Raw genomic sequence first — 22,584 nt, forward strand, 5'->3', positions numbered from 1 at the left:
GGATGTCCACTGACACAATTGAGAACGGCGAAACTTATCTTGATCGCGACGCCCTGCTCGCGGCCGCGATCAAGCGGGCCGGTGTGAGCGATTTTGGCGATCGCTGGTTCATCGAGCCGATGACCCGCTATCTTGATGCCGCCAATGCCGAGGCCCGCCTCACAGCCGAAGGGGCCGCCGGGCTGCGCGAGGTGGTGGTCAAAGGGCTGGTCAGCCGCTTGCGGATGGTGGAGGATATACGCCGCCATCCCGAAATCCTCGACGAGCAGGTCGATGTCGCAGGCATCATCCTGGGCCTTCCACGCACGGGCAGCACCATTTTTCACCGCCTCTTGGCGCATGCACCGGGCATGACCGCGATCCGCTGGTACGAGGCGCAGAACTTTGCCCCCTTCCCTGAAGATCAGCCCGGCCAGCCCGATGGACGCCGGGCCTATGCCCGCGCGATGATCGACGGTTGGCTAGCCGCCGCGCCCGAACTCGCCTCGATCCATCCGCTCGATCCCGAAGCGCCGGACGAGGAAATTCTGATCCTTGGCCAGATGTTCGTCAGCACGATGGTCGAGGCCATGGCCTTCATTCCCAGCTTTGCGCAATGGCTGAACACCTATGACCAGTCGAAGGGCCATGAGGATCTCAAGACGATCCTGAAATATCTGCAATGGCAAGACCCCTCGCGGCGCGGCAAGCGCTGGGTTCTCAAAAGCCCCTCGAACCTGCCCTATACCGAATTGGCGGCCAGGGCGTTTCCCGATGCCGTGCTGATTATGACCCATCGCGATCCACTGCAGACCGTGCCCTCCTATGTCAGTATGCAAGCGGCGCTCTACAAGCTGAGCGGGACCATTCCCGATCACGAGGTGGGCGCTTTCTGGTTCAAGCGGCTGACCGACTGGATGAACCGCTTTGAGGCCGCGCGCGGCAGGATTGGCGAGCAGCGTTTTATCGACATCGATTATCGTGATGTGGCCCGCGATCCCCTGACGCAGGCAAGGCACGTGCTGGCCCGTATGGGCATCCCGCTCAACGCCGAGCTGGACGAGGCCCTTGCCGAGTTCATGGCGGGAAACCAGCGCGAGCAGCGCCCGATGCATGACTATTCGCTTGAACGTTTCGGGCTCGAAGAGGCTGAAATCCTTGCCGCCTTTGCCGATTACCGCGCGCGCTACATCGTCTGACCGCCGCAACCGAGGGGACCACAATGACTGACAACCCGAAAGCCGAGCCGTTGCCTATGGCCGCCGTGTGGCAGGATTTCTGCGCCAGACTGACCGAAGCGGGCGAGGTCCTGCTGCGCCAATCGGCTCCCACCAACCCGCTGGATCAGGCCGAAGGCGTACGTTATCTCAGCCGCCTGACGCGCACCGCGCTCAACATGCTGGTGGATTCTTCCGATCCCGATTTTCCGCGCCTGTTCATGCTGACCGACGACAAACTGAAAATCGGCGCGGACAATCCCGACAACATCTATGAACAGGCCGTCATCAGCCCGACCCGCGATTACCGGCTCTACGGCCATTGCAACACGGTGCCCTATCTCAGCTTTGGCACCAAGGCGAACCGCTATGCCATCGACGGCACCATGGCCTCGACCGGCGAAATCGAACTGGGCGACCTGCAAATCGGGCCGGACGGCAGTTTCGAAATCATTGTCAGCCAGCGCCCCCATCCCGGCAATTGGCTGCCCATGGCGGCAGACAGTTCGCTGCTGATCGTGCGCCAGACCTTTGACGACAAAAAGGTCCAGACCCCCGCCAAGGTGAAGATCGAGCGCATCAGTGCAGGCCCGCCGGCGCCCGCCGTTTTGACCCCCGCCGCGATCGAGCGCCAGTTGCAGGGGGCGGCCGCATGGGTGCGCGGCACGGCCAACACGTTTGCCAACTGGTCGGAATGGTTCAAGGCCCAGCCCAACCGCATCTATGACGGCGATCAGGCGGTTTTTCAGCGGGCGGGAGGCGATCCTAAAATCTGGTACGGCCACGCCTATTACGAACTGGCCGAGGGCGAGGCGTGGGTCTTGGAGGTGATGCCGCCCAAGTGCCGCATGTGGAACTTCCAGCTGGACAACTGGTGGATGGAATCCCTCGACCATGTGCATCAAAAGGTGTGGGTCAACGGCCATCAGGCCAAATACGAAGCTGACGGCTCGATCCTGATCGTCTGCGCCGACGAAGATCCCGGTTACGGCAACTGGATCGATCTGGCCGGGCACCGCAGCGGCACCGCGCTGTGGCGCTGGATCGAGGCCGAAGACCATCCGGTGCCACAGTGCCGCGTTGTCAGAACCGATAAAATTGAATCGTAAGAGCTTCGCAAATCTGAGAAATTCGCCTAACGCGAGACTTGGACCAAGAGGCATCAAGTCTTGCGTCAGGTCAATAACAGGCAAATCTTCAGGAGGCGCGCATGGCCAAATGGCTGAGATTTTGGATGATCGGTTTGGGGCTGGCATTGGCCCATCCGGCATGGGCAGACACCCCGGCCGATTGCCCGCTTCGCGACGCCCCCTTTTCCAGCGCCACGCCCTTGATCGACATCCTGCTCAGCCCGGCGGCAAAGGCCGTGGTGCGACGCGATCTGCCCACGCTGCCGCTGGGCACCCCCAACCTCTTCACCGGCACCACCGCGCCCAGCTTTGCCGCCATCGTCACCCTGCACGAAGCCGCAGATCTCATGGGCAAGCGGGATCTGGATTTCACCGCTGTTGACCGCGACCTGGCGGCCATTCCCGTCACCGATGCCGACCGCGTCGCACGCTGCGCCCGTTATGACACCGCCCCACCCGCGCTGGCCCCCGCCAAAGGGCGCCCGCGGGTGCTTCTGTTTGAAAAGATCAATGGTTTTCGCGATGGTCCATCGGTTGACGCGGCCCATGCCGCCTTTGTTGGCATGGCAGCCCGCCGGGGCTGGTCGCTCACCACCACCGATCGCGGCGGCGCATTCACGCCCGCCATCCTGCGCCGGTTCGATGTCGTGATCTGGAACAACATCAGCGGCGATGTGCTCACTCTGCGCCAGCGTGCCGCCTTCAAGGCCTATATGGAGCGAGGCGGCGGCTTTGTCGGCGTCCACGGATCAGCGGGCGATCCGGTCTACTTCTGGGATTGGTATGTGGACACTCTGATCGGCGCACGCTTTGCCGGCCATCCTCTCTCGCCGCAGTTTCAGACCGCGCGGGTGTTGATCGATGACTCGGCCCATCCCATCGCGCAAGGCCTTCCCGCATCATGGGAGGCCAATGAAGAATGGTATTCCTTCAAGGCCAGCCCCCGCCTTTCAGGGGCACACATCATCGCCACGCTGGATGAAGCGACCTACAAACCCGGCAGCTTCGGGGGCCAACAATTGGTCATGGGCGATCACCCCATTGCCTGGACCCGTTGCATCGGACCGAGGCGCGCAGGCCGCAGTTTCTACTCCGCCATCGGCCACCGGCCGGAGCGCTATAGCGATGAGACAACCATACGGATGCTCGAACAGGCTGTAACATGGGCGGCTGGGCAGGATGGCAAACCCTGCCAATAGTCCCGTCACGTGCAAACCGGCGTCAGGCGTCTACAGTCGGTATGTCGGGCATGGGCGGCACATTATGTGTCCAGCCCATCTCCTCATAGCGTTCGCAAATGCGCCAACCATCAGCGGTGCGCACCAGCCTGTCACGATACCACAGGCCGATGAAGAAGGTATGCGGCGACCCGTCCGCTGCTGGAAAAACCATCGGGTTGAACAGGATTGTGCGACTGGTCGCGCTGTCCCCTGCAAGCGTGAGTTTGGTGGTGGCGGCCAGATGCTGAAACATCGGGAAACGCTCCAGCGCCTTGGGCAGCCAAGCCTTGATTTCGGTCAGAGAGCCTGCGCCGCCGCCCGTCTCGCTGTAATCAATGCGGGCATCTGACGTGAAAATGGTGTCGAGCGCGTCCCAGTCGCGTTCGTCGATGGCAAAGCTGTAGCGAGCGAAAAGATCCTGAATTTCGAGCCGATCCGACATTTCCTGAAGGTCCATCACTGCGCCATCTCCCAACACGCGAATCATCGCATTTTTGTACTTCTTATTTTACGCAATTATGCATTATATTTTCAAACCAGAGCATGATCGCGCAATACACCCTTGCCGTAGCCACCGACCCACGCTAGGCCAAGGACAACAGAAAGGGCCCGAATGCGCCCCCGTTCCAGGAGATGCCGAAATGCTTCCCAAACTTATCCTCAATGGAACCGATCTCTGCGTCAGCCAGCTTTGCTATGGCACCAACATGCTGGGCACCGCGATTGATCAGGGCCGCGCCAATGCCATTCTCGACCGTTTTGTCGACCTGGGCGGCAATTTTCTCGACACGGCACGCTCCTACGGCGACTGGATCCCCGATGCCCCCACCGGGGCCAGTGAACGGGCCATCGGCGCATGGCTCAAAGGGCGCCGGCCCGGCGATGTGGTAATCGCTACCAAGGGCGGTTTCTTCGACATGCGCGTGGGCGACTATCGCAACCGCTGCACCCCCACCGACATCGCCTCTGACCTGTCGCAAAGCCTTGATCATCTGGGCGTGGACAGCATCGACCTTTATTTCCTGCACATGGATAATGAAGAGGTGCCGGTGAAGGAGATCATCGACGCGCTGCTCGAACATCAGGCCGCTGGGCGCATCCGCTATTTCGCCGCCTCGAACTGGGCCGCTGATCGCATTGTCCAGGCCAATGCCTATGCTGCCTCGATCGGCAAGCAGGGCTTTGTCGCTTCGGAAACCTTCTGGGGTCTGGCGGTTCCTGATGTCGGCGCGGCCGCCATGCAAGGCTATCAGCACTATTATGAGGGTGAGTATGAGGCTCTGCACGCTGCCGGCCTGCCCATCGTCGCCTATGCCGCGCAAAGCGGTGGCTATTTCACCAAACTGGCCGCCGGAGCCGTCCCCGAAGGGCTGGCCGCACGCTATGGCAATCCGGCCAATGAGGCGCGCTTTGCCGCTGTGAAGCAGCTTGCCGAAAAGCATGGCGTGTCGATCAATGAGGTGGCGCTGGCCTACCTCACGTCGCAGCCGAACCAGACCTTTGCAATCTTCGGCGGCTCCAGCCCGGAGCAGGTCAGCAAAACCGCCAAGGCTGCCAAGCTCAAACTGACGGCAGAAGAACTGGCCCTGCTGCGCGGCGCTTGAGTTCGCGGACAGAATTGCAAGCGGGGGCGGTCCGGCGCGGGCCGCCCTCTTTGCATCAGGCGTCCAGCACCTCTTGCATCAGGCTTCCAGCACTTTGCGCGCACTCTCGACCGCCTGCTGGGCCCTCGCCATCCGCGCCACGCCGCCTTGGATGGCCGATTCCTGCGGGAGTTCGACGCTGACGGGGCAATTCTGAGGCAAGGCCGCCAGAAAGCCCGCGACATCCATCACCCCATCCCCAATCAGGCGCCGCTGCGAGGAAGCCTCGAAATCGAGGCTGGCCTCCAGACATTGCGCGGGCCCATCACAGATCTGGCCATAGAGGATGAGATCGGCGGGCGCGGCCGCCAATTCGGCCACCGAACCGCCGGAGCGCATCAGATGAAGCAGGTCTGCATTGACCCCCACCTGCCCCGGACGGTCCACCGGTGTAACCAGCGCCAGTGCCTCGGCCAAAGATGGAACCTGCGACGGCGGATAGAACTCCACCGCCACCGGCAAATCGAAACGCCCGGCCAGATCACAGAAAGCCGCAAATTTGTCAGCGCGCCGCGCCGGATCGCGGTCATAGGCCAGCACATTGACCATTTTCGCCTCCAGTTCCGCCGCGCATTCCAGCGCCGGGATGAACGCCTCGATCTCTGTGCGCCCGGCCAGGGTGAAGGGATAGGCCACATCCAGCCCGACCCCCAGCGCATCCATCCGCGCCTTGAGCGCAAGACGCGCCTGCCTGTCAGTATAGATGTCGTAAGCCGGCATATGCGGCAGCACTGCCATCGGCTCCATAAACAGGCAGATCGCGGCGCAACCTGTGGCATGGGCGATCTCGGCCAGTTCGATGGGTGTCGAATCGGTAACCGTAATATGGTCCAGCGCCAAACGCCTCATGGTCGATAACCTCCCTCTACCTTTCGCGGCTAAATGCCACGCTGAAAAACGCATATATCAGTAATTTCGTATTGTAATTGCCAATTGCGCTAAATATAGAATAATTATCTACGCAAATATGCAGGAGAGGATCGACTATGCCCTGCTACGCCTACCAAGGCATTGTGCCGGTGGTGCATCCCACAAGCTATGTTCATCCGCTCGCCAGCCTGATTGGCGATGTCATCGTGGGGCCGGGCTGCTTCATTGCGCCGGGCGCTTCGCTGCGCGGAGATTTCGGGCGGATTGTGGTGGAGGGGGACAGTTCCATACAGGATTCGGTAACGATCCACGTCTCAACCATGCGCGACACCATCATCGGGCGCGGCGCGACGATCGCCCATGGCGCGATTATCCATGGTTGCGAAATCGGCGAGAACGCGCTGATCGGGATGAATGCGGTGGTGCTCGACAATGCCAGAGTCGGGGCTGAATGTCTCGTGGCCGCGCTCTCGCTGGTCAAATCGGACAGCGATATTGCGCCGCGCAGCCTTGTGGCAGGCAATCCGGCCAAGGTGATCCGCCAGTTCGAACCGCATCAGGTCACCTGGCGCAACAATGGTCAGGGCGAATACCAACGCCTGGCCCGTGAGGCGCTGACCGACTTTGTCGCCTGCGAACCTTTGGCTTCGGCCGAAGCGGACCGCCCGCGCATCCGGGCCCGCGCCATTCCCGTGCGTCTGTCGGGCAACACCGCACGGGAACGTGAGGCACGCACGGCTTCGGCACGCGGCACAGGCTGAGCGCGCTTTACATCATGTAAGTAATAACTCACAATCGCCGCTGAGACGGGAATGCGATGCCTGTCCGTGGCTTCAACCGGGAGAAGATCAATGGCACAGGATGCCACCACCATCGGCCATCTGGCGCTGCATTACGGCGCCGCCTCTGACGGCCCCGCCGCCGCCAAGCTGCTCACGCTGCTCGGCTTTACCGAAACCCAGATGCTGCCCCTGCCCGGCGGCAATTTCTATCGCTTTGTGGTGGATGATCGCCACCACGCCGCAGGCGACGGCATCATCTATCTCTCCGTCGTCCCCGAACCGCAGCAGGCGCTGGTCGACGCCATTCGCGGCGCGCTCAAGGTCGGCGAGATTGACGAGCATCCCAGCGTGGCGGGCATGCGGGGCATGCTGGAAGCTGATCCTGAAGCCAGCTTTCACCTCGGCTTCCTCGTCCCCTCGCTCGACAGGCTGGAACAGATCGTACTGGGCCTGAAGGACGCGGCGGCCAATGATCCCGATCTGAAAGGCCGCGTGGAATTCGGCTTCAACCGCGCCCGCGCTGGCGATCCCGAAGTTGACGCACGGCTTGATGCCTCACCGGTGTTCGGTTCAGTCACGCGCTATGCCTATGGGCGCAACGGGGTCCAGGTTTTCGTCAAGACCGATCTGCTGAAAAGTGGCACACTGGGCGAAAATGCGGTGCTCGAACTGGATTACGTGTTCCCCGGCAAGACCAGTCACATCCTGTCTGTCGTCGAACTCTGACTTGTATGGCCGACGATGTATTGCATCAGTTAGGGGTGGCGGCGATGGAGGCGCTGCCCACCCTGCTGGTGCCTTCGGTTCTGGCCATCCCTATCATTGTGGCCGAACAGGTTTGGCCTGCGCGCGAAAGGCCCGGCTGGCGCGATTACGGCATCAATCTGGCGATCACCGTACTGACGGTCTATCTTGCTTTGCCAATCGGGCTGCTGGCCGGGCTGACCAGCACTGCGCTCCACCACTATCTGCCTTGGCATACGCTGCCGCTGCCCTTTGCCGGGGCGGGAGGGCCGCTGGGCTCTGCCGGGCGCATCCTGACGCTGACCTTTGTACCTCTGCTGATCCATGATGCATGGTTTTACTGGGCCCACCGGATCGAACACCGGTTGGGCGTGCTGTGGGAATTTCACAAGCTTCACCATGGCGATTTGCGCATGAACTGCACCACGTTTTTCCGCGATCATGTGTTGCAGAATGCATGGCGCAGCTTCTTTTCCATCTTCACAACGGGGCTTCTGTTCGATCTGGATGCGGCGCAGGCAGGCGCGGCCGGAATCTATTCCGGCCTTTTCCTGATGCTGCTGACGATGCTCTATCATTCTGCAATCCGCCTGCCGTTGCGATGGCTCGATTTTCTGGTGGTGACGCCGCAGACACACCGCATCCACCATTCGATCGAGCCGGAAGATTTCGATCACAATTTCGCCGATGTTTTCCCGATTTTCGACATCGTGTTTGGCACCTTTCGCCGCGCGCCCAAGGGCTATTTTCCGGCGACCGGCCTGCCCCGCGATGAATTGGGCGGCTATCGGGTGGACAGGGCTGTGCTGGGCCCGATCATGGGGGCGTGGGACAAGGTTTTCCGGGATGGCCGGGCATGACGATCAAGGCCCGCCTGCGCCGTCTGGAAGATCTGGAAGCGATCCGCGACCTCATCGCGCACTATGGCCCCATGGCCGATGCGGGCGCTAGTGAGGGTATAGCCGCCCTGTTCATGCCGGACGGCAGCTACACGATCACAGGCTTTACCGAAGCGCAAGGCCGCGAGGCGATCGGTGCACTGCTCGACACGCCCAGCCATCGACAGTTGATGCGGGATGGCTGCGCGCATCTGCTGGGGCCGGTGACCATCAAGTTGAACGGCGATCACGCAACGGCCACCGGCCATAGCGTGGTGTTTCACCACAAAGGCTCAGAGTTTGTGGTCTTTCGCGTGGCCGCCAACCGCTGGTATCTGCAACGTGCCAAGGACGGTCAATGGGCTGTGGCGCGCCGCGAGAACGCCCTGCTCGATGGCAGCGAGGCGGCGCGCCAACTGTTTCAGCCCGCGAGTTGACCTCCGTCCACGGTGAAGAGGGCACCGGTGATCTTTCGCGCCTTCTCGCTGGCAAGGAAGGCGAACATCTCGGCAATGTCCTCTGGTGCGCAGGAACCGTTGAGCAATTTCGGCGCGTTGCGCATCACCAGCGACCAGTCAACATCGCCCGCAGGTGGCGGCGTCTGGGTCATCGGCGTTTCCACGTGACCCGGACAGATTGCGTTGACCCGCACGCCCCGTGAGGCAAATTCTATGGCAAGGCCCTTGGTGATGGCTGCCACCCCATGTTTGGAGGCCGAGTAGGCGATCGTGTAGGCAATGCCCTGCAATGCGGCGGTCGAGGCGGTGTTGACGATATTGCCCTTTGATTGGATCAGATGCGGCAAGGCCGCCTGACACAGGGCAAACACGCTGGTGGTATTGACCCGCAGCACCCGTTCGAAATCCTCGATGGCGAAAGTTTCCGAAGGCCCCCATTTAAGGACGCCCGAGATGTTGCACAGCACATCCAACCCATCTTGAGCCGCAGCATCGACCAGCGCGCGGCACGAATCATTGTCCATCGCATCGAAGGGCTGGATGCGCGGTTTACGCGCCATCATGGCCGCAGTTTCAACCAGCCCTGCCTCGTTGACATCGCCGATGGTGATGTCGGCGCCCTCGGTCGCGAAACGGATGGCGGTGGCGCGCCCGATGCCGGAAGCCGCACCCGTAATCAAAATTTTCTTGCCGGAAAACAGCATCATTCTCTCCCATTTTTCTTGAATTGCGTACTACATTACTACAAAATCTACGCAAAGGAGAAAATCATGACGGTAGAGGAACGCTTGCAAAGGCTTGAGGATGATCGCGCCATACGCGATCTCAAAGCCCGCTATCTGCGCGCCTGCGACACACAGGACCCCGAGATGGTGGCCGCAACGCTGCTGCCCGAAGTGGTGGTCGCCTTTGAGGGATTCCCGCCTTTCGACAGCCGCGACGCTTTTATCGCCGTCTATCGCCAGTTCGGGTGTCAGCCCGGCATTCACGATATCCACCATGCCGCCAACGGCATCGTCACCATCGAAAGTGCCGAACGCGCAACGGCGCAATGGTCCCTGCTGTTCCATCAGGTCAATCTGAGCGCCGGCACACTCACGCAATATGGCGTGGAATATGACGACGCCTATGTGAAGCGCGATGGCCGGTGGTGGATCGCCGAAACGCGCACCACCCGCAAATCCTGCCTGCTGCAAAGCGTGGGCGAGGACGGCGCCATCAAGGTGACGGCCATGGGCAATGGGGAGAATATGCCCTCGTAGAAGCGAAGGAGGCGGTTGCAACCAAACCGCCCCCTCCTGCCCTAAACGTCCCAGCGCAGTTTCAGGCTTTCAAAGCCCATGACCGAGCCACCAAAGGCCCGCGTTTCGCCACTATCGGGAACCAGTTCGAAATCCGGGATCCGGCGCAGCCATTCGGCAAGCGAAACCATGACCTCACGCTTGGCCAGATGCGACCCCACGCAGCGGTGCGGCCCCACGCCAAAGGTGACATGGGTGTTCACTTTGCGGTCGAGGTCGATCATGTCGGGATTCTCAAACACGGTCGGATCGCGGTTGGCCACCGTATTGGGCAGGATCACGCGATCATTCTTGCGCAGCGCCACCCCCCGGAACGTGCAATCATGCGTGACGCGGCGAAACAGGTTCGACACGGCGTTGATCCGCATCAGTTCCTCGATCGCGCGCAGGAAGGCGTCGGGATCATCAAGCCTGTCGCGAAAATGCCGGCGCGCGGCGGGCGTCGTGGCCAGATAGCGCCAGATATAGGCCATCGTGTTGGTCACTGTATCCAGCCCCGCCACAAACAGCAGAAAGCCGCAGTTCAGAATATCCTGCCAGGGGTGCTGGTTACCATCGGCATCGCGGGCGGTGACAATCGCACTGGCGATATCGTTGCCCGGATTGCGCTCCTTCTCGCGGAACAGGCTTTCCAGCACGGCATAGATATCGACCACATTCTGCGCCCTTGCAGCCGGATCCGTGCTGCGGAAAAAGGTGCCTGCCAGATCGAGAAATTCCCCAAGGCGATCCTCCGACAGGCCGAAGAGATAGAGGAAGGTGCCGGTGGGATAGCGCGCGGCGAAATCCTGAATGAAGTCGCATTCGCCCTTGTCGGCAAAGCCCCCGATCAGCGCCTTGGCCCGCTTTTCCAATTCCTCCACCATGCCGCGCACGGCGGTCGGGGTGAACATAGGCGCCAGCAGGCGGCGGAACACATTGTGGTCCGGCGGATCGACACCCTGCGGCTGCATCACCGGAAAGGGCTCGATTGGCGGGATCGGCGTCTGATAGGTCGAGAAAATCTCGTGGTTGCGATAGCCTTCCACGATGTCGGCATAATCGAGGAACACCCAGTGACCACCATTGCGGGGGGTGTAGAAAATGCGCGGCACATCGCTGCGGCGCAGATCGTGCCAGATTTCAGCGGGATCGGTCATCCCCGGCGGAATGTGAAAGAAATCGAAATCCACAATGCGATCGGCCGGAACATGGTCAGGCCGGGGCGGCTGAAACAGCAAGGTCATGCCGTCTCTCCCTCAGCCGCAGCGCCCTTGTCACGCGACAGGCGCAATGCGCCCTCTGGGCAATTGCGCACCACCAGCCGCGCCTTTTCCAGCAGGTCATCGGGCACGATATCTTTCAGGATCAGGCATTTACCCTCAACTGTGTCGGTTGCGAACACTTCGGGACAGATCTCCTCGCATCGGGCGTGGCCCTGACACAGGCTTAGGTTGACGTGAACTTTCATCGCTGGAGGCATCCTTGTTGTTTTGCCCAGTACGCACCTTTGGTAGCAAGCCGGAACGCTGGCCGAGAGGTGCGTTGAAATATCCCATCCGGCCAAAAAGAACCTGTTGCGACATGTCGCCGCGCCGCGCGCTTGCGTGGCCCCAAGCGGCAAGGAACAGTCGGACCTACGGGAGAAGAGACTCATGGAATTCGATTATGTAATCGCCGGCGCGGGCGTGGCGGGCTGCATTCTGGCCAACCGGCTCAGCGCCGATTCGGGCCTGCGTGTGCTTTTGATCGAGGCGGGCGGCAAGGACAGCAGCCCGCTGATCACCGCACCGGGCGGGATGCTGCCGATGATGATGGCCGGACAGAACCAGTGGTCCTATGTTTCGGCACCCCAGCGCCATCTCGATGATCGCGTGCTCTTTCTGCCCCGTGGCAAGGTGCTGGGCGGCGGCTCCTCCATCAACGGCATGGTCTATGACCGTGGCTTCCATTCCGATTATGACCAATGGGCGCAGGCGGGCTGCGAGGGCTGGTCCTTTGCCGATGTGCTGCCCTATTTCCGCAAACTGGAGAGCTGGCACACGCAGGGCGATCCGCTGCACGGCACCGACGGCCCGATCGCCGTCACCCGCGCAAGTCAGGACCATCCATTCGCTCAGGCCTTTGTGGCGGCAGGACAGCAGGCAGGACACCCCTATTGCGCTGACCTCAACGGCGCCGCGCGTGAAGGCTTTGGGCCCACCGACCTCACCACGCGGCAGGGCCGCAGGGTCAGCGCCAGCTCGGCCTATTTGCGCCCTGCACTGGATCGCCCTAATCTGAAGGTCATCGCCAACGCGCATATCACCCGCGTCACCATGCGGGGCACACACGCCACCGGGCTTGAATTCCGCAGCGAAGGCAATCTGCACACAGCCTTTGCCCGCAAGGAGGTGGTGATCAGCACCGGCGCGATCAACACGCCGCAATTGCTGATGCTGTCGGGCATCGGCCCCGCCGCGCATCTGGCAGAGCACGGCATCGGTGTAATCGCCGATCTGCCGGGCGTGGGTCAGGGTTTGCAGGACCATCTGGCCGGTCATGTCAAATATCGTTCGACCAAGCCGCTATCGATGCTGCGCTATCTCAATCCGCTGCGCGGCGCTGTGGCGATGGCGCAATATCTTGCTTTGCGCAAAGGCCCGCTGGCCGATCCGGGCATGTCGGTCGCCGCCTTTGTCAAATCCGATCCCGCGCTGGACGAAGCCGACATCAAGATGCTGCTGGTGATGGCCTTGTTCAGCAATAACGGCCGCACGCTCACCCCGCAGCATGGGTTTTATGCGCATATCAACGTCGCCCGTCCGCAAGCACGAGGTTCGGTCACACTGGCCAGCGCCGATCCCATGGCCCCGCCCGTGATAGACCAGAACTATAACGGCACGCCGCGCGACCGGCGTGTGATGCGCGAGGGGCTCCGCATCGCCCGCAAGGTGTTCCAGCAGGCCGCGTTCGATGATTTCCGCGGCGAGGAAATCGCCCCCGGCCCCGATGTGCAATCCGATGAGCAGCTTGATGCCTATGTGCGACGCTCTGCCGAAGCGGATTATCATTCCACCAGCACCGCACGCATGGGAACCGACGCGATGGCCGTGGTGGACCCGCAATTGCGGGTCAGAGGCGTTGCGGGGCTGCGCGTGGTGGATGCCTCGGTGATGCCGCATCTGCCGGGCGGCAATACGGCGATCCCCGTCGCGATGATTGCGGAAAAGGCGGCAGACATGATCCTTGGCAGGCCCGCCTTGCGCGCATAACGAAGGCGGGCGTTATGGCCCGCCTTCCCGCATCCCTCAGGCGTTGCTGCCCGTCATGGTGCGCGCTGCGATATAACCGAAAGTCAAAGCCGGGCCGAGCGTAACACCGGCCCCGGGATAGCTCTCGCCCATGGCGGAGGCAGCATTGTTGCCCACCGCAAACAGACCGGCGATCGCGGTGCCATTGTCATCCACCACCTGCGCCCTGGCATTGGTCAGCAGGCCGCCATTGGTGCCGATATCGCCAGGATAGATCGGCATGGCATAGAACGGCCCTTGATCAATCGGACGCAGGCAGGGGTTGGGCGCGTTGCGCGGATCGCCATACATCTTGTCATAGGCGGCTTCGCCACGGTGAAACGCCGGATCTTCGCCCTTGGCCGCACCCGTGTTGAAACTGGTGACGGTGGCCGACAGCGCGGTCGGGTCCATGCCGATGTCTTTCGCCAGTTCCTCGATGCAGCGGCCTCTTTTTAGAATTTGCTTCACAGCGCCCGGCTGCGCCCAATCGGGGATCAGCGGATAGAGGGGCCCCATGGCATAGAGCTGGCGATAGCGATGGTCGAAGATCATCCAGCTCGGGCTGGCATCGCCATGTTCCTTTTGGCGCCGCGCCATCTGCTGGCCTACGATGTGATAAGAGGCGGCCTCGTTAAGATAGCGCTCGCCCTTGCCGTTGACCATGATACAACCCGGCAGCGCGCGCTCGATGGTGGAAAGCCGCCCGCGATCCTCACCCGGCACATGGAACACCGGAGCCGCCCAGGCCGATTGCAGGTTCAGCGCGCCCGCCCCGATGGCGGCACCGGCGCGGATCGTGTCGCCGGTGTTGCTGGTCACGCCGCCCGAATAGAGCGCGTTGGGATAGAGCGGCGCATTGGCGTCACGCATCGCCTGATTCTTGTCGAAACCACCCGCCGCCAGTACCACGCCCTTGCGCGCATGGATGCGGAAGGGCTTGCCGTTGCGGGTCACGATCGCGCCGGTCACCCTGTCGCCATCACGCACCAGTTCGGTCAGCGGGGTTTCCAGCCACAGCGGCACGTTACGCTGGTTGAGAGCGAGGCGTAGACCACCGGTCAGCGCGTTGCCCAGCGTCAGACGGCGATCCTTGCGCGAGGTGAAGCGGAAGGGCCAGTCAAACCAGTATTTCGCCATGTTCTTCGCCAACATGGTGAGCCAGCCCTTGCTGCGATAAAGCAGGGCATAGGTCTCGTCGAAATGCCAGTTGAGATAGCCGAACAGGCTGGCCGCAGGCGATGGAAAACGCTGGGTGCGGATATCGCCGCCCAGCGGTTTGCCATCGAGCGGCAGCGGCAGATGGGTGCGGAAGCCCTTGGTCGAGCCGCCCGGATTTTCGGCATGATAATCGGGATAGGGAAAGGCCATGTACTGAACCGGCGTATGGGCCATCAGCCAGTTGAGCATCGGCCCGGCATTGTCGACATAGGCGCGGATATTCCCGCTGGGCACATTGTCGGCCGAAAGCGCGCGCAGATAAGCAAAGGCATCATCGAGATTGTCCTCGAAACCGGCCTGTCGGGCCACATCGCTGCCCGGGATCCATATGCCGCCGCCCGATGTGGCCGATGTTCCGCCCCACAGCCTGTCCTTTTCGACGATCAGCACATCGGCGCGGGCCTCCGCCCCCACCAGCGCACAAAGCATGCCCCCGGCGCCCGAGCCGACCACCAGAATATCGACTTCCTTGTCCCACGCCTTTGTCATGTGCGGCCCTCTTATCCCCTATGTCACGCGGCGACAGCGCCGCTTCGCTCTTGTGCCCCTTACCTAACACCAGCCTTTTCGTAACGCAATTCACGTCTTAACTTGCCATTACCGGCGCTTCATGCGTAATATTTGACAATAACAATTACGAGAAATGGGATAGGCGATGAGCATGTTGGACGGCAAGGTGGCGATTGTCACGGGCGCGGGACAGGGAATCGGGCAAGGTGTGTCGCTCGCGCTGGCCGCGGCCGGGGCCAAAGTTGTTGCCGCATCCCGCACGCTGGCCAAGGTTGAGGACACCGTGCGCCAGATCAGGGAACGAGGCGGCGAGGCCGTTGCCGTGGCCTGCAACGTGCGCGTGGCCGAGGATCTGGCCGGCACGGTTGAGGCTGCTGTCAATCAATTCGGCGGGCTGGATATTCTGGTCAACAATGCTCAGGAAGTGCCGCTGGGCCGCTTTGATGACGTGAGTGATGAAGCGTTTCTGGCCGGTTTTGAATCGGGTCCGCTGGCCAGCTTTCGCCTGATGAAACTGGCCCGCGCGCCGATGGCGGCACGCGGCGGCGGGACAATCTTCAATTTTGCCTCTTCAGCGGGAATCCGCTGGGACATGGCTGGATACGGCGCCTATGGCGCAACCAAGCAGGCGATCCGTGCGCTGACCCGCGCGGCGGCTTCGGAATATGGGCCGGATAAAATCCGCGTCCTGACCATCGCCCCACATGCCGAATCGCCGGGCCTCAAATGGTGGATCGAAAACAATCCCGAAGAGGCGCAAGCCTTCTTCCGCACCATTCCGCTTGGCCGCATCGGGCGGCTTGAGGAGGATATCGGCCGCGCCATTGTCGCCTTGTGCGGACAGGATCTGTCCTATCTCACCGGCGCAACGGTGCCGCTGGACGGCGGACAGGCCAATTTTGACTAAGGAAAGCTGACCATGGAAAAGGTCATTGTGGCGCTGTGGGCAGGTGAGCAAGAGCGCGAGACGTTCAATGCTCGTCTGCTGGTGGAATTGCCCGCAGCGCTGGCGGACGCCGGGGCCAGCGGCATCCGGCTCAACCTGCGCGACGAGGCGGTGCGGCCCGCCGCATCTCTGGTGCAAAGCTGGCAGACGCCCCAGCAGGATGCGGTGGCGCAATTCTGGCTTCCTTCCGCGAATGCACGGTTTCGCGGCGCGGTGGATGCCGCGCTGGCCCGACACTGTGCGCGTTTTGCCGCATGGCTGGTGGCGGAATCGACCATCATCGCCAATACCAGCCACCCTCCCGCACCGGGTTCGCGCACCTGGGGCTGGTCGCAAGCCAGCTTCATCTCCTTTCGCAGCGACCTTTCGCATGCCGAGGCGATCCATGTCTGGCACAGCCACCACACCCACGTCGCGATCGAGACGCAGGCCAATTTCGAATATGTCCAGAACCTGATCGTAAGCCCTTTGACACCTGACGCCCCCGCCTACGACGCCTTTGTCGAGGAATGTTTCCCCGAGGCCGCCATGGTCAACCCGCAGGCCTTCTTCGACGCCGTGGGCGATCAGCCAAAGTTCGAGGCCAATCTCGCCACGATGATCGACAGCTGCAACCGCTTCATCGACTTCTCGCGGATCGACATCATTCCCACCAGCCAGTTCGATTTCTCCGCCGCCAAAGCCTGAGCAAGCCCATGGAATTGACGCCCACGATACTGCACTGCGCCCGGTTTGCCACGGGAAGCATTGAACTGGTCGAATGGCACTGGCCCTCGATGATCAGTTTTACGCGCAAGGAAAGCGAGCTGATGGTGGAAATGTCGCTGCCTCCGCTGGCGGCGGATGCGGCGGCCACTTTTCCCGATCTGGCCGAGGGGCGGCATTGCTTTATGGGGCGGATGTTTGTGCGCTATCCCGGCATACGGATCAGCGGGCGCTCGGAAGGGGGGCATATCCGCGTGCTGCGCTGCGTCATCGCCGAGGCGCAGGCGCGCGAGATCCTCAGCCTGTGCCCCGATCCCGACCTTGGCTTCCTGCAAGGCCTGCTCAACCTGCGCAGCGACAGCTTGCGGCAATTGATGGGTCTCGCCCAGCGCGAACTGATCAACCCGCTCGACCGGGCGGATGACGCGCTGCAAGCCTATCACCAACTGATCTGCCTTGAGGTCCGCCGCCAGTTCGCCCAGCAGGCGCAGCGCCATGCCCAGGGCAGGCTGGCACCCTGGCAATATCGCCGCATCCGCGACCGGCTTGCGGCCAGCGGCGATCGCCCGACGGCCGGTGAACTGGCCCGGCTGTGCGGCATTTCGACCCGCCATCTGCATCGCCAGTTCAGCAACCTGACCGGCGAGAGCGTGACCAGCTATATCGAAAACTTTTGCATGAAACACGCCAAGGATCTGCTCGCCTCGCCGGATATGCCGATCAAGGCGATTTCGGCAGCTTGCGGCTTTACCCATACCAACAGTTTTGCACGCGCCTTCAGACGCGCAACGGGCCTCTCGCCCGCCCGCTTCCGTCAGCAGACCCGGCAGGAAACCGCATAGGATTTTAGGGAGAGTTAGCCGATGACGACCAACAAAGTGGCTCTGGTAACCGGCGCCAGTCGAGGCGCGGGCGCGGGCATTGCGCGCGGATTGGGTGAACTGGGCTATACGGTCTATGTCACCGGTCGCACGGTGACGCCGGGCGACGCGAAAGGCTGGGATGGAACGGTGCTGCCCGGCACTGTCGCCCAAACCGCCGAGGCGGTGACGCAGGCGGGCGGCAAGGGCATTGCCGTGCTGTGCGATCATGCCGATGATGCGCAGGTGGCGCGCCTGTTCGAACAGATCAGGGCGGAGCAGGGCCGTCTCGATATGCTGGTCAACAATGCCGCCTACATCCATCACCAACTTATCGAGAAAATGCCGTTCTGGGAAAAGGAGCTTGATGCGGTCAGGATTCTCGATGTCGGCCTGCGTTCGGCCTATGTGGCCAGTTGGCACGCGGCAAAGATCATGGTGCCGCAGGGCAGCGGACTTATCGCGATGACATCGTCCTTTGGCGCCTCATGCTATATGCACGGTCCAGCCTATGGAGCGCAAAAGGCTGGTCTCGACAAGCTGGCGCATGACATGGAGCATGATCTGCGCGGCACCGGGGTCATTGCGGTCTCGCTGTGGCTGGGCATGCAGATCACGGAGCGCTCGCAGATTTCCGCGCAAACCCACCCCGAACAGTATGAGGGCTTTCTGGCCATGGCGGAAAATCCCGAGTTTTCGGCCCATATTCTCGACGCCATCGACCGCGCGCCAAACCGTGAGCAATTGTCCGGCGAAACGCTGATCGGGGCGGAGATCGCCTTGAATCTGGGCATCACGGATCGGGGCAAGCAGCCGCCGTCACACCGCGCGATGCTGGGCAGCCCGCGCGCGAAAAATCCCGCCGCAGTCTATTGACCAGACCTCCGTAGATCAGAGCAGAAGGAGCATGACGGCGAGACTGAGCGCGGCGCAGGTGGTGGTCATCACAATCGCCAGCGAACTGGTCTGCTGCGCCCAGCGCCCGGCCCCGCCCGCCAGCAAAAAGCTGCTGGTGCCCGCCGGAAGGCCCGCCATCAGAATGGCCATCTTGCCCCAGAAAGGCGGCAATCCGGGCAGGAACCACACGATCAGCGCGGTGAGCAAAGGCTGCGCCACCAGTTTGAACACCACGATGCGCCATACCACAGGCTCGATATGGGCCAGTTTTTGCTGCGCGGTAAACAGGCCGATGGCCACCAGCGCGCAAGGCGCCGTGGCCGAGCCGAGCAGATCGAGAAATTTGTCGGCCACAGCCGGAATCGGCAGACGCAGGGCCGCCCACACCACGCCAAGAAAGGCCGAAAGGATCAGCGGACTGCGCATGACCGAGCGCAGCGCCACTAACACGCCCGCACGCAGCCCCATTTCACCGTGCAGCGCCAGTTGGCCGACCAGAATGCCAATGCCGAAAACAATGGCCGCATTGAGCGCAATGCCCACCGCCGCCGGTGCCATCACCGCCGGACCATAGACAATCAGCATGATCGGCAGGCCGACAAAACCAATGTTGCCATAGCCCGAGCCCAACCCGACGATATTGGCGTCAGCCCGCGAGCGCCCCAGCAGCCGTTCAAGCGCGAAAGCCAAAGCGTAAATGCCCAGCGCACCGCCCAGCACCGCCACGCTCATCTGCGCCATAACCCCGCCCGCCAGTTCGATCCGCGCCAACTGGCGGAACGTCAGCACCGGCAGGGTAATGGTGATCACAAAGCGGTTGAGCACGGGAAACCCGTGCTCTCCCAACAGATTGCGCCGCCCCATCGCAAAACCGAGAGCGATGAGCGAAAAGACCGGCAGCAGAGCCGAAAGCACAATGGAAAACATGATGCGGCGCTGTGAACCTCAGCCCTGCGGCGCAGCAGGTGAGCCGGGGAAGCCCATGTAATAGTGACCCGCCGTCAAGCCGCCATCTACGGCCAGTTCCGTGCCCATGCAATAGCGCGCATCGTCGGACGCCAGATAGGCAGCGGCGGCGGCAATATCCCTGGGCTCGCCCGCATATTGCGCGGGATAGATCCAGTAGTTCCTGTCGTATTCTTCCTTGGACATGTTGTGGGGGTTGGCCAGCGGCGTAAAGATCCCGCCCGGATGGATCGAGTTCACGCGGATCTTGCGGAAGCCCAGCTCCAGCGCCATCGCCTTGGTCAGGCCGCGCACGGCAAATTTGGTGGAGGAATAGACCGACACCGCATTGGCGCCCTCAAGGCCGTCGGCGCTGCTCATATTGATGATGGCGCCGCCCCCGGCGCGCTCAATGGCCGGTATGGCGGCCTGGCTGCCATAAATCACACCCTTGAGGTTGACGTTGAGCAGCATGTCGATCTGGGCATCGGTGTGGTCGTCAAAACGGTTGAACACCAGCACGCCGGCATTGTTGACCAACGTGTCGAGCTTGCCGAACCGCGCTTCGGCGGCGGCGACCACGGTGGCCCATTGTTCACGCGAGGTGACATCAAGATGGTGGTATGCGGTGTTTTCGCCAAGCTCATCGGCCAACGCCTGCCCCAGATCATCAAGCAGGTCGGTGATCATCACCTTGGCGCCCTCCTCGACAAACCGGCGAACGATACCCTCGCCGATCCCGCGCGCGCCGCCGCTGACAATGGCCACACTGTTTTCAAGACGTCTCATCAGGCATGCTCCCTTTTTCGCTTTGGGGCTTGAGATAGACGGCGACCAAGGCCAAGACAATACGCGATATGATAGATTTCTTGGATATCTGACTTCATTCGCGTATCATTTATTGCAATATAAAACGCAAATATGGGAGGCATGATGTCGCTGAACGCTGAAATTGCCGCTTTGCTGGACACGCTGCCAGCCATGCCGCCGCTTGATTATGACGCCATCCCGGCAGCCCAATTGCGGGCCATGCTGGACGCCCCCATGGCCACAGGCGCGCCGATCAGCATGGCCCGCGTGCAGAACATCGAGATCCCGCTCAAAGGCAGAACGCTTGCGGCGCGGCTGTATGTGCCGGAAACCGACTCCATCCTGCCGCCGCTTGTCGTCTACCTCCACGGCGGCGGCTGGGTTCTGGGCACGCTCGACACCCATGATGCCACCTGTCGCGCATTGGCCCGGGCCAGCGGCGCGGCCTTTCTCTCGCTTGCCTATCGCCTTGCGCCGGAAAGCCCCTACCCCGACGCGCTTGACGATGCGGTCGAGACGGTGATCTGGTGTCAAAATGCGGCAGAATCGCTGGGGGTTGACGTATCGCGCATGGCGCTTGCTGGGGACAGTGCCGGAGCCAATGTGGCCGCCGCAGCCGCTATCCGGTTGCGCGACGCGGAGGTTTCCGGCTTGGATGCACAATTGCTGCTCTACCCCGTGACGGATCGCAATCTGGACAATGAGTCGTATCAGGCGAATGGCAATGGCGACTATTTCCTGTCGACCTCCATCATGCGCTGGTTCTGGAAATCCTATGTCGGCACGGATGAGGCGGCAACGCCCAGCCTTGCTGCCTTGCTGCGTCACCCCGACCTTGGAAACTTGCCTCCGGCAACCATCATAACCGCGCAATATGATCCGCTGCGCGACGAAGGGGCCGCCTATGCCGCAAGGCTGTCGGCAGCAGGGACGCCATGTTTGCTGCTCGAAGCGACCGGCATGATTCACGGATTCATCAGCATGTTCGAACAGGTGCCGTCGGCTTTGCCATGGATTGACAAAGCCGGCGCCGCGCTTCGGGCCGCACTGGCGCGATCATGATGCCCACCCCAGCGCGCCCGCGAGGCGCCCGACAGCAAACTGTTGCCAAAAACAACATCGCTATTGACGACCAATCCCGGGCCGCGCAGTCAGGCAGATCTCGAGGTGACGGTTTGGCAGATACTATGACGCAGAAGTTCGCATTGGATACGATCGACCGCAACATTGTGGAGCAGTTGCGCCGCAATGGCCGCGCAACCAACCAGCAGATCGCCGAAACGCTCGGGCTTACCGCCACGACGGTGTCCTCGCGCATCCGCCGGATGGAGGATGCCAACCAGTTGCGCGTGGTGGCCGTTTCCGATTTTGCCGCCCACGGTTTTAATTTCCTGATGCAAGTGGCCATCGAGGTTGACGGTCGTCCGGCCTCGGCCGTGGCTGAGGAACTGGCGCAGTTTCCCGAAGTTTTTGCCGCCCATCTGGTGACGGGCCGCTATGACATCGACCTTCTGGTGGCCTTGCGCGACTTTGACGATCTGGCCAACCTCCTGCTTGACAAGTTTTCGCAGGTGCACGGCATCCGCACGATGACGCCCGCCATCGTGGTCGACATCATCAAATATCAATTCGATATCGCCCCGATCGAGGCGAGGAGCTGACATGGCCGCTGTCCAACTCGACGATCTTGACCGCCAGTTGATCGACATTCTTTCGCGCGATGCCCGCGTCTCCAATCGCAAGATTGCCAGCGAGCTGGGCGTCACCGAAGGCACGGTGCGCGGCCGGATCAAGCGTCTTCAGCAGGACGGACTGATCGCCTTTACCGCCATCACCAGCTTTGGCATCGCACAAAAGTCGCGCCTTGCCTTCATCAGCGTTCAGGCCGACGTGAACAATGTGCGCGCCATCGCCCGCCAGATCAGCGATTTGCCTCTGATCAACGCGGTGATGATTACGATGGGCCAATTCAACATTCTGGCCATGTGCCTGTTTGAGGAACTGGACGAAGTGGTGGAGGTCGCTTCGGATCGCATCCTCGCAATTTCCGGCGTGCATCATGTGGAAACCTCGATCGCGGTGCGCACGATCCGTTATAATGCGCGGGTAGCCCGGATAAAGGCAGACATGGTTGCAGAGGATGCCTCGACAACCGAAGGTGCGTAACAAGATTGACATACAATTACGCATTGCAAGTTTAATTGACGCAATAAGATC

25 protein-coding genes are annotated in these 22,584 nt (G+C 61.7%); 17 read left to right on the forward strand and 8 right to left on the reverse strand.

Annotated features, from left to right (window positions below):
• Positions 1 to 2 precede the first annotated feature (2 nt).
• The 3 genes from PQ467_RS20380 to PQ467_RS20390 all read left to right on the forward strand — a co-directional run bounded on the left by PQ467_RS20380 (position 3) and on the right by PQ467_RS20390 (position 3,525).
• The gene (locus PQ467_RS20380; protein ID WP_274176311.1) at positions 3 to 1,178 is read left to right on the forward strand and encodes a sulfotransferase family protein; all 1,176 of its coding nucleotides are present in this window, start codon (positions 3 to 5) and stop codon (positions 1,176 to 1,178) included.
• Positions 1,179 to 1,201: 23 nt separating this feature from the next.
• Positions 1,202 to 2,305, forward strand: coding sequence for a DUF1214 domain-containing protein (locus tag PQ467_RS20385; RefSeq protein WP_274176312.1), 1,104 nt, complete (start codon positions 1,202 to 1,204; stop codon positions 2,303 to 2,305).
• 101 nt (positions 2,306 to 2,406) lie between these two features.
• Positions 2,407 to 3,525, forward strand: a complete 1,119-nt coding sequence (locus PQ467_RS20390; protein WP_274176313.1) for a ThuA domain-containing protein — start codon at positions 2,407 to 2,409, stop codon at positions 3,523 to 3,525.
• A 22-nt stretch (positions 3,526 to 3,547) separates the two neighbouring features.
• On the opposite strand, the gene PQ467_RS20395 is transcribed toward PQ467_RS20390, so the two are convergent.
• Positions 3,548 to 4,006 carry a nuclear transport factor 2 family protein gene (locus PQ467_RS20395; protein ID WP_274177269.1) on the reverse strand — a complete coding sequence of 153 codons (459 nt, stop codon included), beginning with the start codon at positions 4,004 to 4,006 and terminating at the stop codon, positions 3,548 to 3,550.
• A gap of 181 nt (positions 4,007 to 4,187) precedes the next feature.
• On the opposite strand from PQ467_RS20395, the gene PQ467_RS20400 reads away from it, so the two are divergent.
• Positions 4,188 to 5,150, forward strand: coding sequence for an aldo/keto reductase (locus PQ467_RS20400; protein ID WP_274176314.1), 963 nt, complete (start codon positions 4,188 to 4,190; stop codon positions 5,148 to 5,150).
• Positions 5,151 to 5,228: 78 nt separating this feature from the next.
• On the opposite strand, the gene PQ467_RS20405 is transcribed toward PQ467_RS20400, so the two are convergent.
• Positions 5,229 to 6,038, reverse strand: coding sequence for a sugar phosphate isomerase/epimerase family protein (locus PQ467_RS20405; protein WP_274176315.1), 810 nt, complete (start codon positions 6,036 to 6,038; stop codon positions 5,229 to 5,231).
• Positions 6,039 to 6,175: 137 nt separating this feature from the next.
• Here PQ467_RS20405 and PQ467_RS20410 point away from each other — a divergent pair, with 137 nt between their 5' ends.
• From PQ467_RS20410 to PQ467_RS20425, 4 genes are all read left to right on the forward strand, one after another.
• The gene (locus tag PQ467_RS20410) at positions 6,176 to 6,820 is read left to right on the forward strand and encodes a gamma carbonic anhydrase family protein (RefSeq protein ID WP_274176316.1); all 645 of its coding nucleotides are present in this window, start codon (positions 6,176 to 6,178) and stop codon (positions 6,818 to 6,820) included.
• Between the two features lie 90 nt (positions 6,821 to 6,910).
• Entirely contained in the window at positions 6,911 to 7,567 is a 657-nt protein-coding gene (locus PQ467_RS20415; protein WP_274176317.1) for a hypothetical protein, read from the forward strand.
• 5 nt (positions 7,568 to 7,572) lie between these two features.
• Positions 7,573 to 8,445 carry a sterol desaturase family protein gene (locus PQ467_RS20420; protein ID WP_274176318.1) on the forward strand — a complete coding sequence of 291 codons (873 nt, stop codon included), beginning with the start codon at positions 7,573 to 7,575 and terminating at the stop codon, positions 8,443 to 8,445.
• Positions 8,442 to 8,900: a nuclear transport factor 2 family protein gene (locus tag PQ467_RS20425; protein ID WP_274176319.1), complete on the forward strand. Its 459-nt coding sequence runs from the start codon at positions 8,442 to 8,444 to the stop codon at positions 8,898 to 8,900. Before PQ467_RS20420 ends, PQ467_RS20425 begins: the two co-directional genes overlap by 4 nt.
• On the opposite strand, the gene PQ467_RS20430 is transcribed toward PQ467_RS20425, so the two are convergent.
• Positions 8,885 to 9,628, reverse strand: a complete 744-nt coding sequence (locus PQ467_RS20430) for an SDR family NAD(P)-dependent oxidoreductase (RefSeq protein ID WP_337995122.1) — start codon at positions 9,626 to 9,628, stop codon at positions 8,885 to 8,887. The genes PQ467_RS20425 and PQ467_RS20430 overlap by 16 nt on opposite strands.
• Before the next feature lie 63 nt (positions 9,629 to 9,691).
• Between PQ467_RS20430 and PQ467_RS20435 the strand changes: the two genes are divergently transcribed.
• Positions 9,692 to 10,183 (forward strand): nuclear transport factor 2 family protein, encoded by a 492-nt coding sequence (locus PQ467_RS20435; RefSeq protein WP_274176320.1) that lies wholly within the window; start codon positions 9,692 to 9,694, stop codon positions 10,181 to 10,183.
• Positions 10,184 to 10,224: 41 nt separating this feature from the next.
• Here PQ467_RS20435 and PQ467_RS20440 read toward each other — a convergent pair whose 3' ends face one another.
• Both PQ467_RS20440 and PQ467_RS20445 read right to left on the reverse strand, forming a co-directional pair.
• Positions 10,225 to 11,448, reverse strand: a complete 1,224-nt coding sequence (locus tag PQ467_RS20440; RefSeq protein ID WP_274176321.1) for a cytochrome P450 — start codon at positions 11,446 to 11,448, stop codon at positions 10,225 to 10,227.
• Positions 11,445 to 11,672 carry a ferredoxin gene (locus PQ467_RS20445; protein ID WP_274176322.1) on the reverse strand — a complete coding sequence of 76 codons (228 nt, stop codon included), beginning with the start codon at positions 11,670 to 11,672 and terminating at the stop codon, positions 11,445 to 11,447. Before PQ467_RS20445 ends, PQ467_RS20440 begins: the two co-directional genes overlap by 4 nt.
• 184 nt (positions 11,673 to 11,856) lie before the next feature.
• Here PQ467_RS20445 and PQ467_RS20450 point away from each other — a divergent pair, with 184 nt between their 5' ends.
• A complete protein-coding gene (locus PQ467_RS20450; RefSeq protein WP_274176323.1) occupies positions 11,857 to 13,455 on the forward strand; it encodes a GMC family oxidoreductase in 1,599 nt (532 codons plus the stop codon).
• A gap of 36 nt (positions 13,456 to 13,491) precedes the next feature.
• On the opposite strand, the gene PQ467_RS20455 is transcribed toward PQ467_RS20450, so the two are convergent.
• Positions 13,492 to 15,183 carry an FAD-binding protein gene (locus PQ467_RS20455; protein ID WP_274176324.1) on the reverse strand — a complete coding sequence of 564 codons (1,692 nt, stop codon included), beginning with the start codon at positions 15,181 to 15,183 and terminating at the stop codon, positions 13,492 to 13,494.
• Positions 15,184 to 15,349: 166 nt separating this feature from the next.
• Between PQ467_RS20455 and PQ467_RS20460 the strand changes: the two genes are divergently transcribed.
• Genes PQ467_RS20460 through PQ467_RS20475 form a run of 4 tightly spaced genes read left to right on the forward strand, consistent with a single transcriptional unit; the run spans position 15,350 to position 18,591 of the window.
• Positions 15,350 to 16,111, forward strand: a complete 762-nt coding sequence (locus PQ467_RS20460; RefSeq protein WP_274176325.1) for an SDR family NAD(P)-dependent oxidoreductase — start codon at positions 15,350 to 15,352, stop codon at positions 16,109 to 16,111.
• A gap of 12 nt (positions 16,112 to 16,123) precedes the next feature.
• Positions 16,124 to 16,837, forward strand: coding sequence for an EthD domain-containing protein (locus PQ467_RS20465; protein ID WP_274176326.1), 714 nt, complete (start codon positions 16,124 to 16,126; stop codon positions 16,835 to 16,837).
• An 8-nt stretch (positions 16,838 to 16,845) separates the two neighbouring features.
• Positions 16,846 to 17,697 (forward strand): helix-turn-helix domain-containing protein, encoded by an 852-nt coding sequence (locus PQ467_RS20470; protein ID WP_274176327.1) that lies wholly within the window; start codon positions 16,846 to 16,848, stop codon positions 17,695 to 17,697.
• 21 nt (positions 17,698 to 17,718) lie between these two features.
• The gene (locus tag PQ467_RS20475) at positions 17,719 to 18,591 is read left to right on the forward strand and encodes an SDR family NAD(P)-dependent oxidoreductase (RefSeq protein ID WP_274176328.1); all 873 of its coding nucleotides are present in this window, start codon (positions 17,719 to 17,721) and stop codon (positions 18,589 to 18,591) included.
• Between the two features lie 15 nt (positions 18,592 to 18,606).
• On the opposite strand, the gene PQ467_RS20480 is transcribed toward PQ467_RS20475, so the two are convergent.
• Together PQ467_RS20480 and PQ467_RS20485 are read right to left on the reverse strand one after the other, a co-directional pair.
• On the reverse strand, positions 18,607 to 19,539 hold the full coding sequence (locus PQ467_RS20480; protein ID WP_274176329.1) for an AEC family transporter: 933 nt from the start codon (positions 19,537 to 19,539) through the stop codon (positions 18,607 to 18,609).
• An 18-nt stretch (positions 19,540 to 19,557) separates the two neighbouring features.
• On the reverse strand, positions 19,558 to 20,346 hold the full coding sequence (locus tag PQ467_RS20485; RefSeq protein WP_274176330.1) for a glucose 1-dehydrogenase: 789 nt from the start codon (positions 20,344 to 20,346) through the stop codon (positions 19,558 to 19,560).
• 144 nt (positions 20,347 to 20,490) lie between these two features.
• Between PQ467_RS20485 and PQ467_RS20490 the strand changes: the two genes are divergently transcribed.
• The 3 genes from PQ467_RS20490 (at position 20,491) to PQ467_RS20500 (ending at position 22,533) form a co-directional block, all read left to right on the forward strand.
• Positions 20,491 to 21,429 carry an alpha/beta hydrolase gene (locus PQ467_RS20490; protein WP_274177271.1) on the forward strand — a complete coding sequence of 313 codons (939 nt, stop codon included), beginning with the start codon at positions 20,491 to 20,493 and terminating at the stop codon, positions 21,427 to 21,429.
• A 125-nt stretch (positions 21,430 to 21,554) separates the two neighbouring features.
• On the forward strand, positions 21,555 to 22,028 hold the full coding sequence (locus PQ467_RS20495) for an Lrp/AsnC family transcriptional regulator (RefSeq protein ID WP_274176331.1): 474 nt from the start codon (positions 21,555 to 21,557) through the stop codon (positions 22,026 to 22,028).
• 1 nt (position 22,029) lies between these two features.
• The gene (locus tag PQ467_RS20500; RefSeq protein WP_274176332.1) at positions 22,030 to 22,533 is read left to right on the forward strand and encodes an Lrp/AsnC family transcriptional regulator; all 504 of its coding nucleotides are present in this window, start codon (positions 22,030 to 22,032) and stop codon (positions 22,531 to 22,533) included.
• The last annotated feature ends 51 nt before the right edge of the window (positions 22,534 to 22,584 follow it).

Origin of the sequence: Novosphingobium sp. KACC 22771, assembly GCF_028736195.1 — a bacterium.
Lineage (GTDB): Bacteria > Pseudomonadota > Alphaproteobacteria > Sphingomonadales > Sphingomonadaceae > Novosphingobium.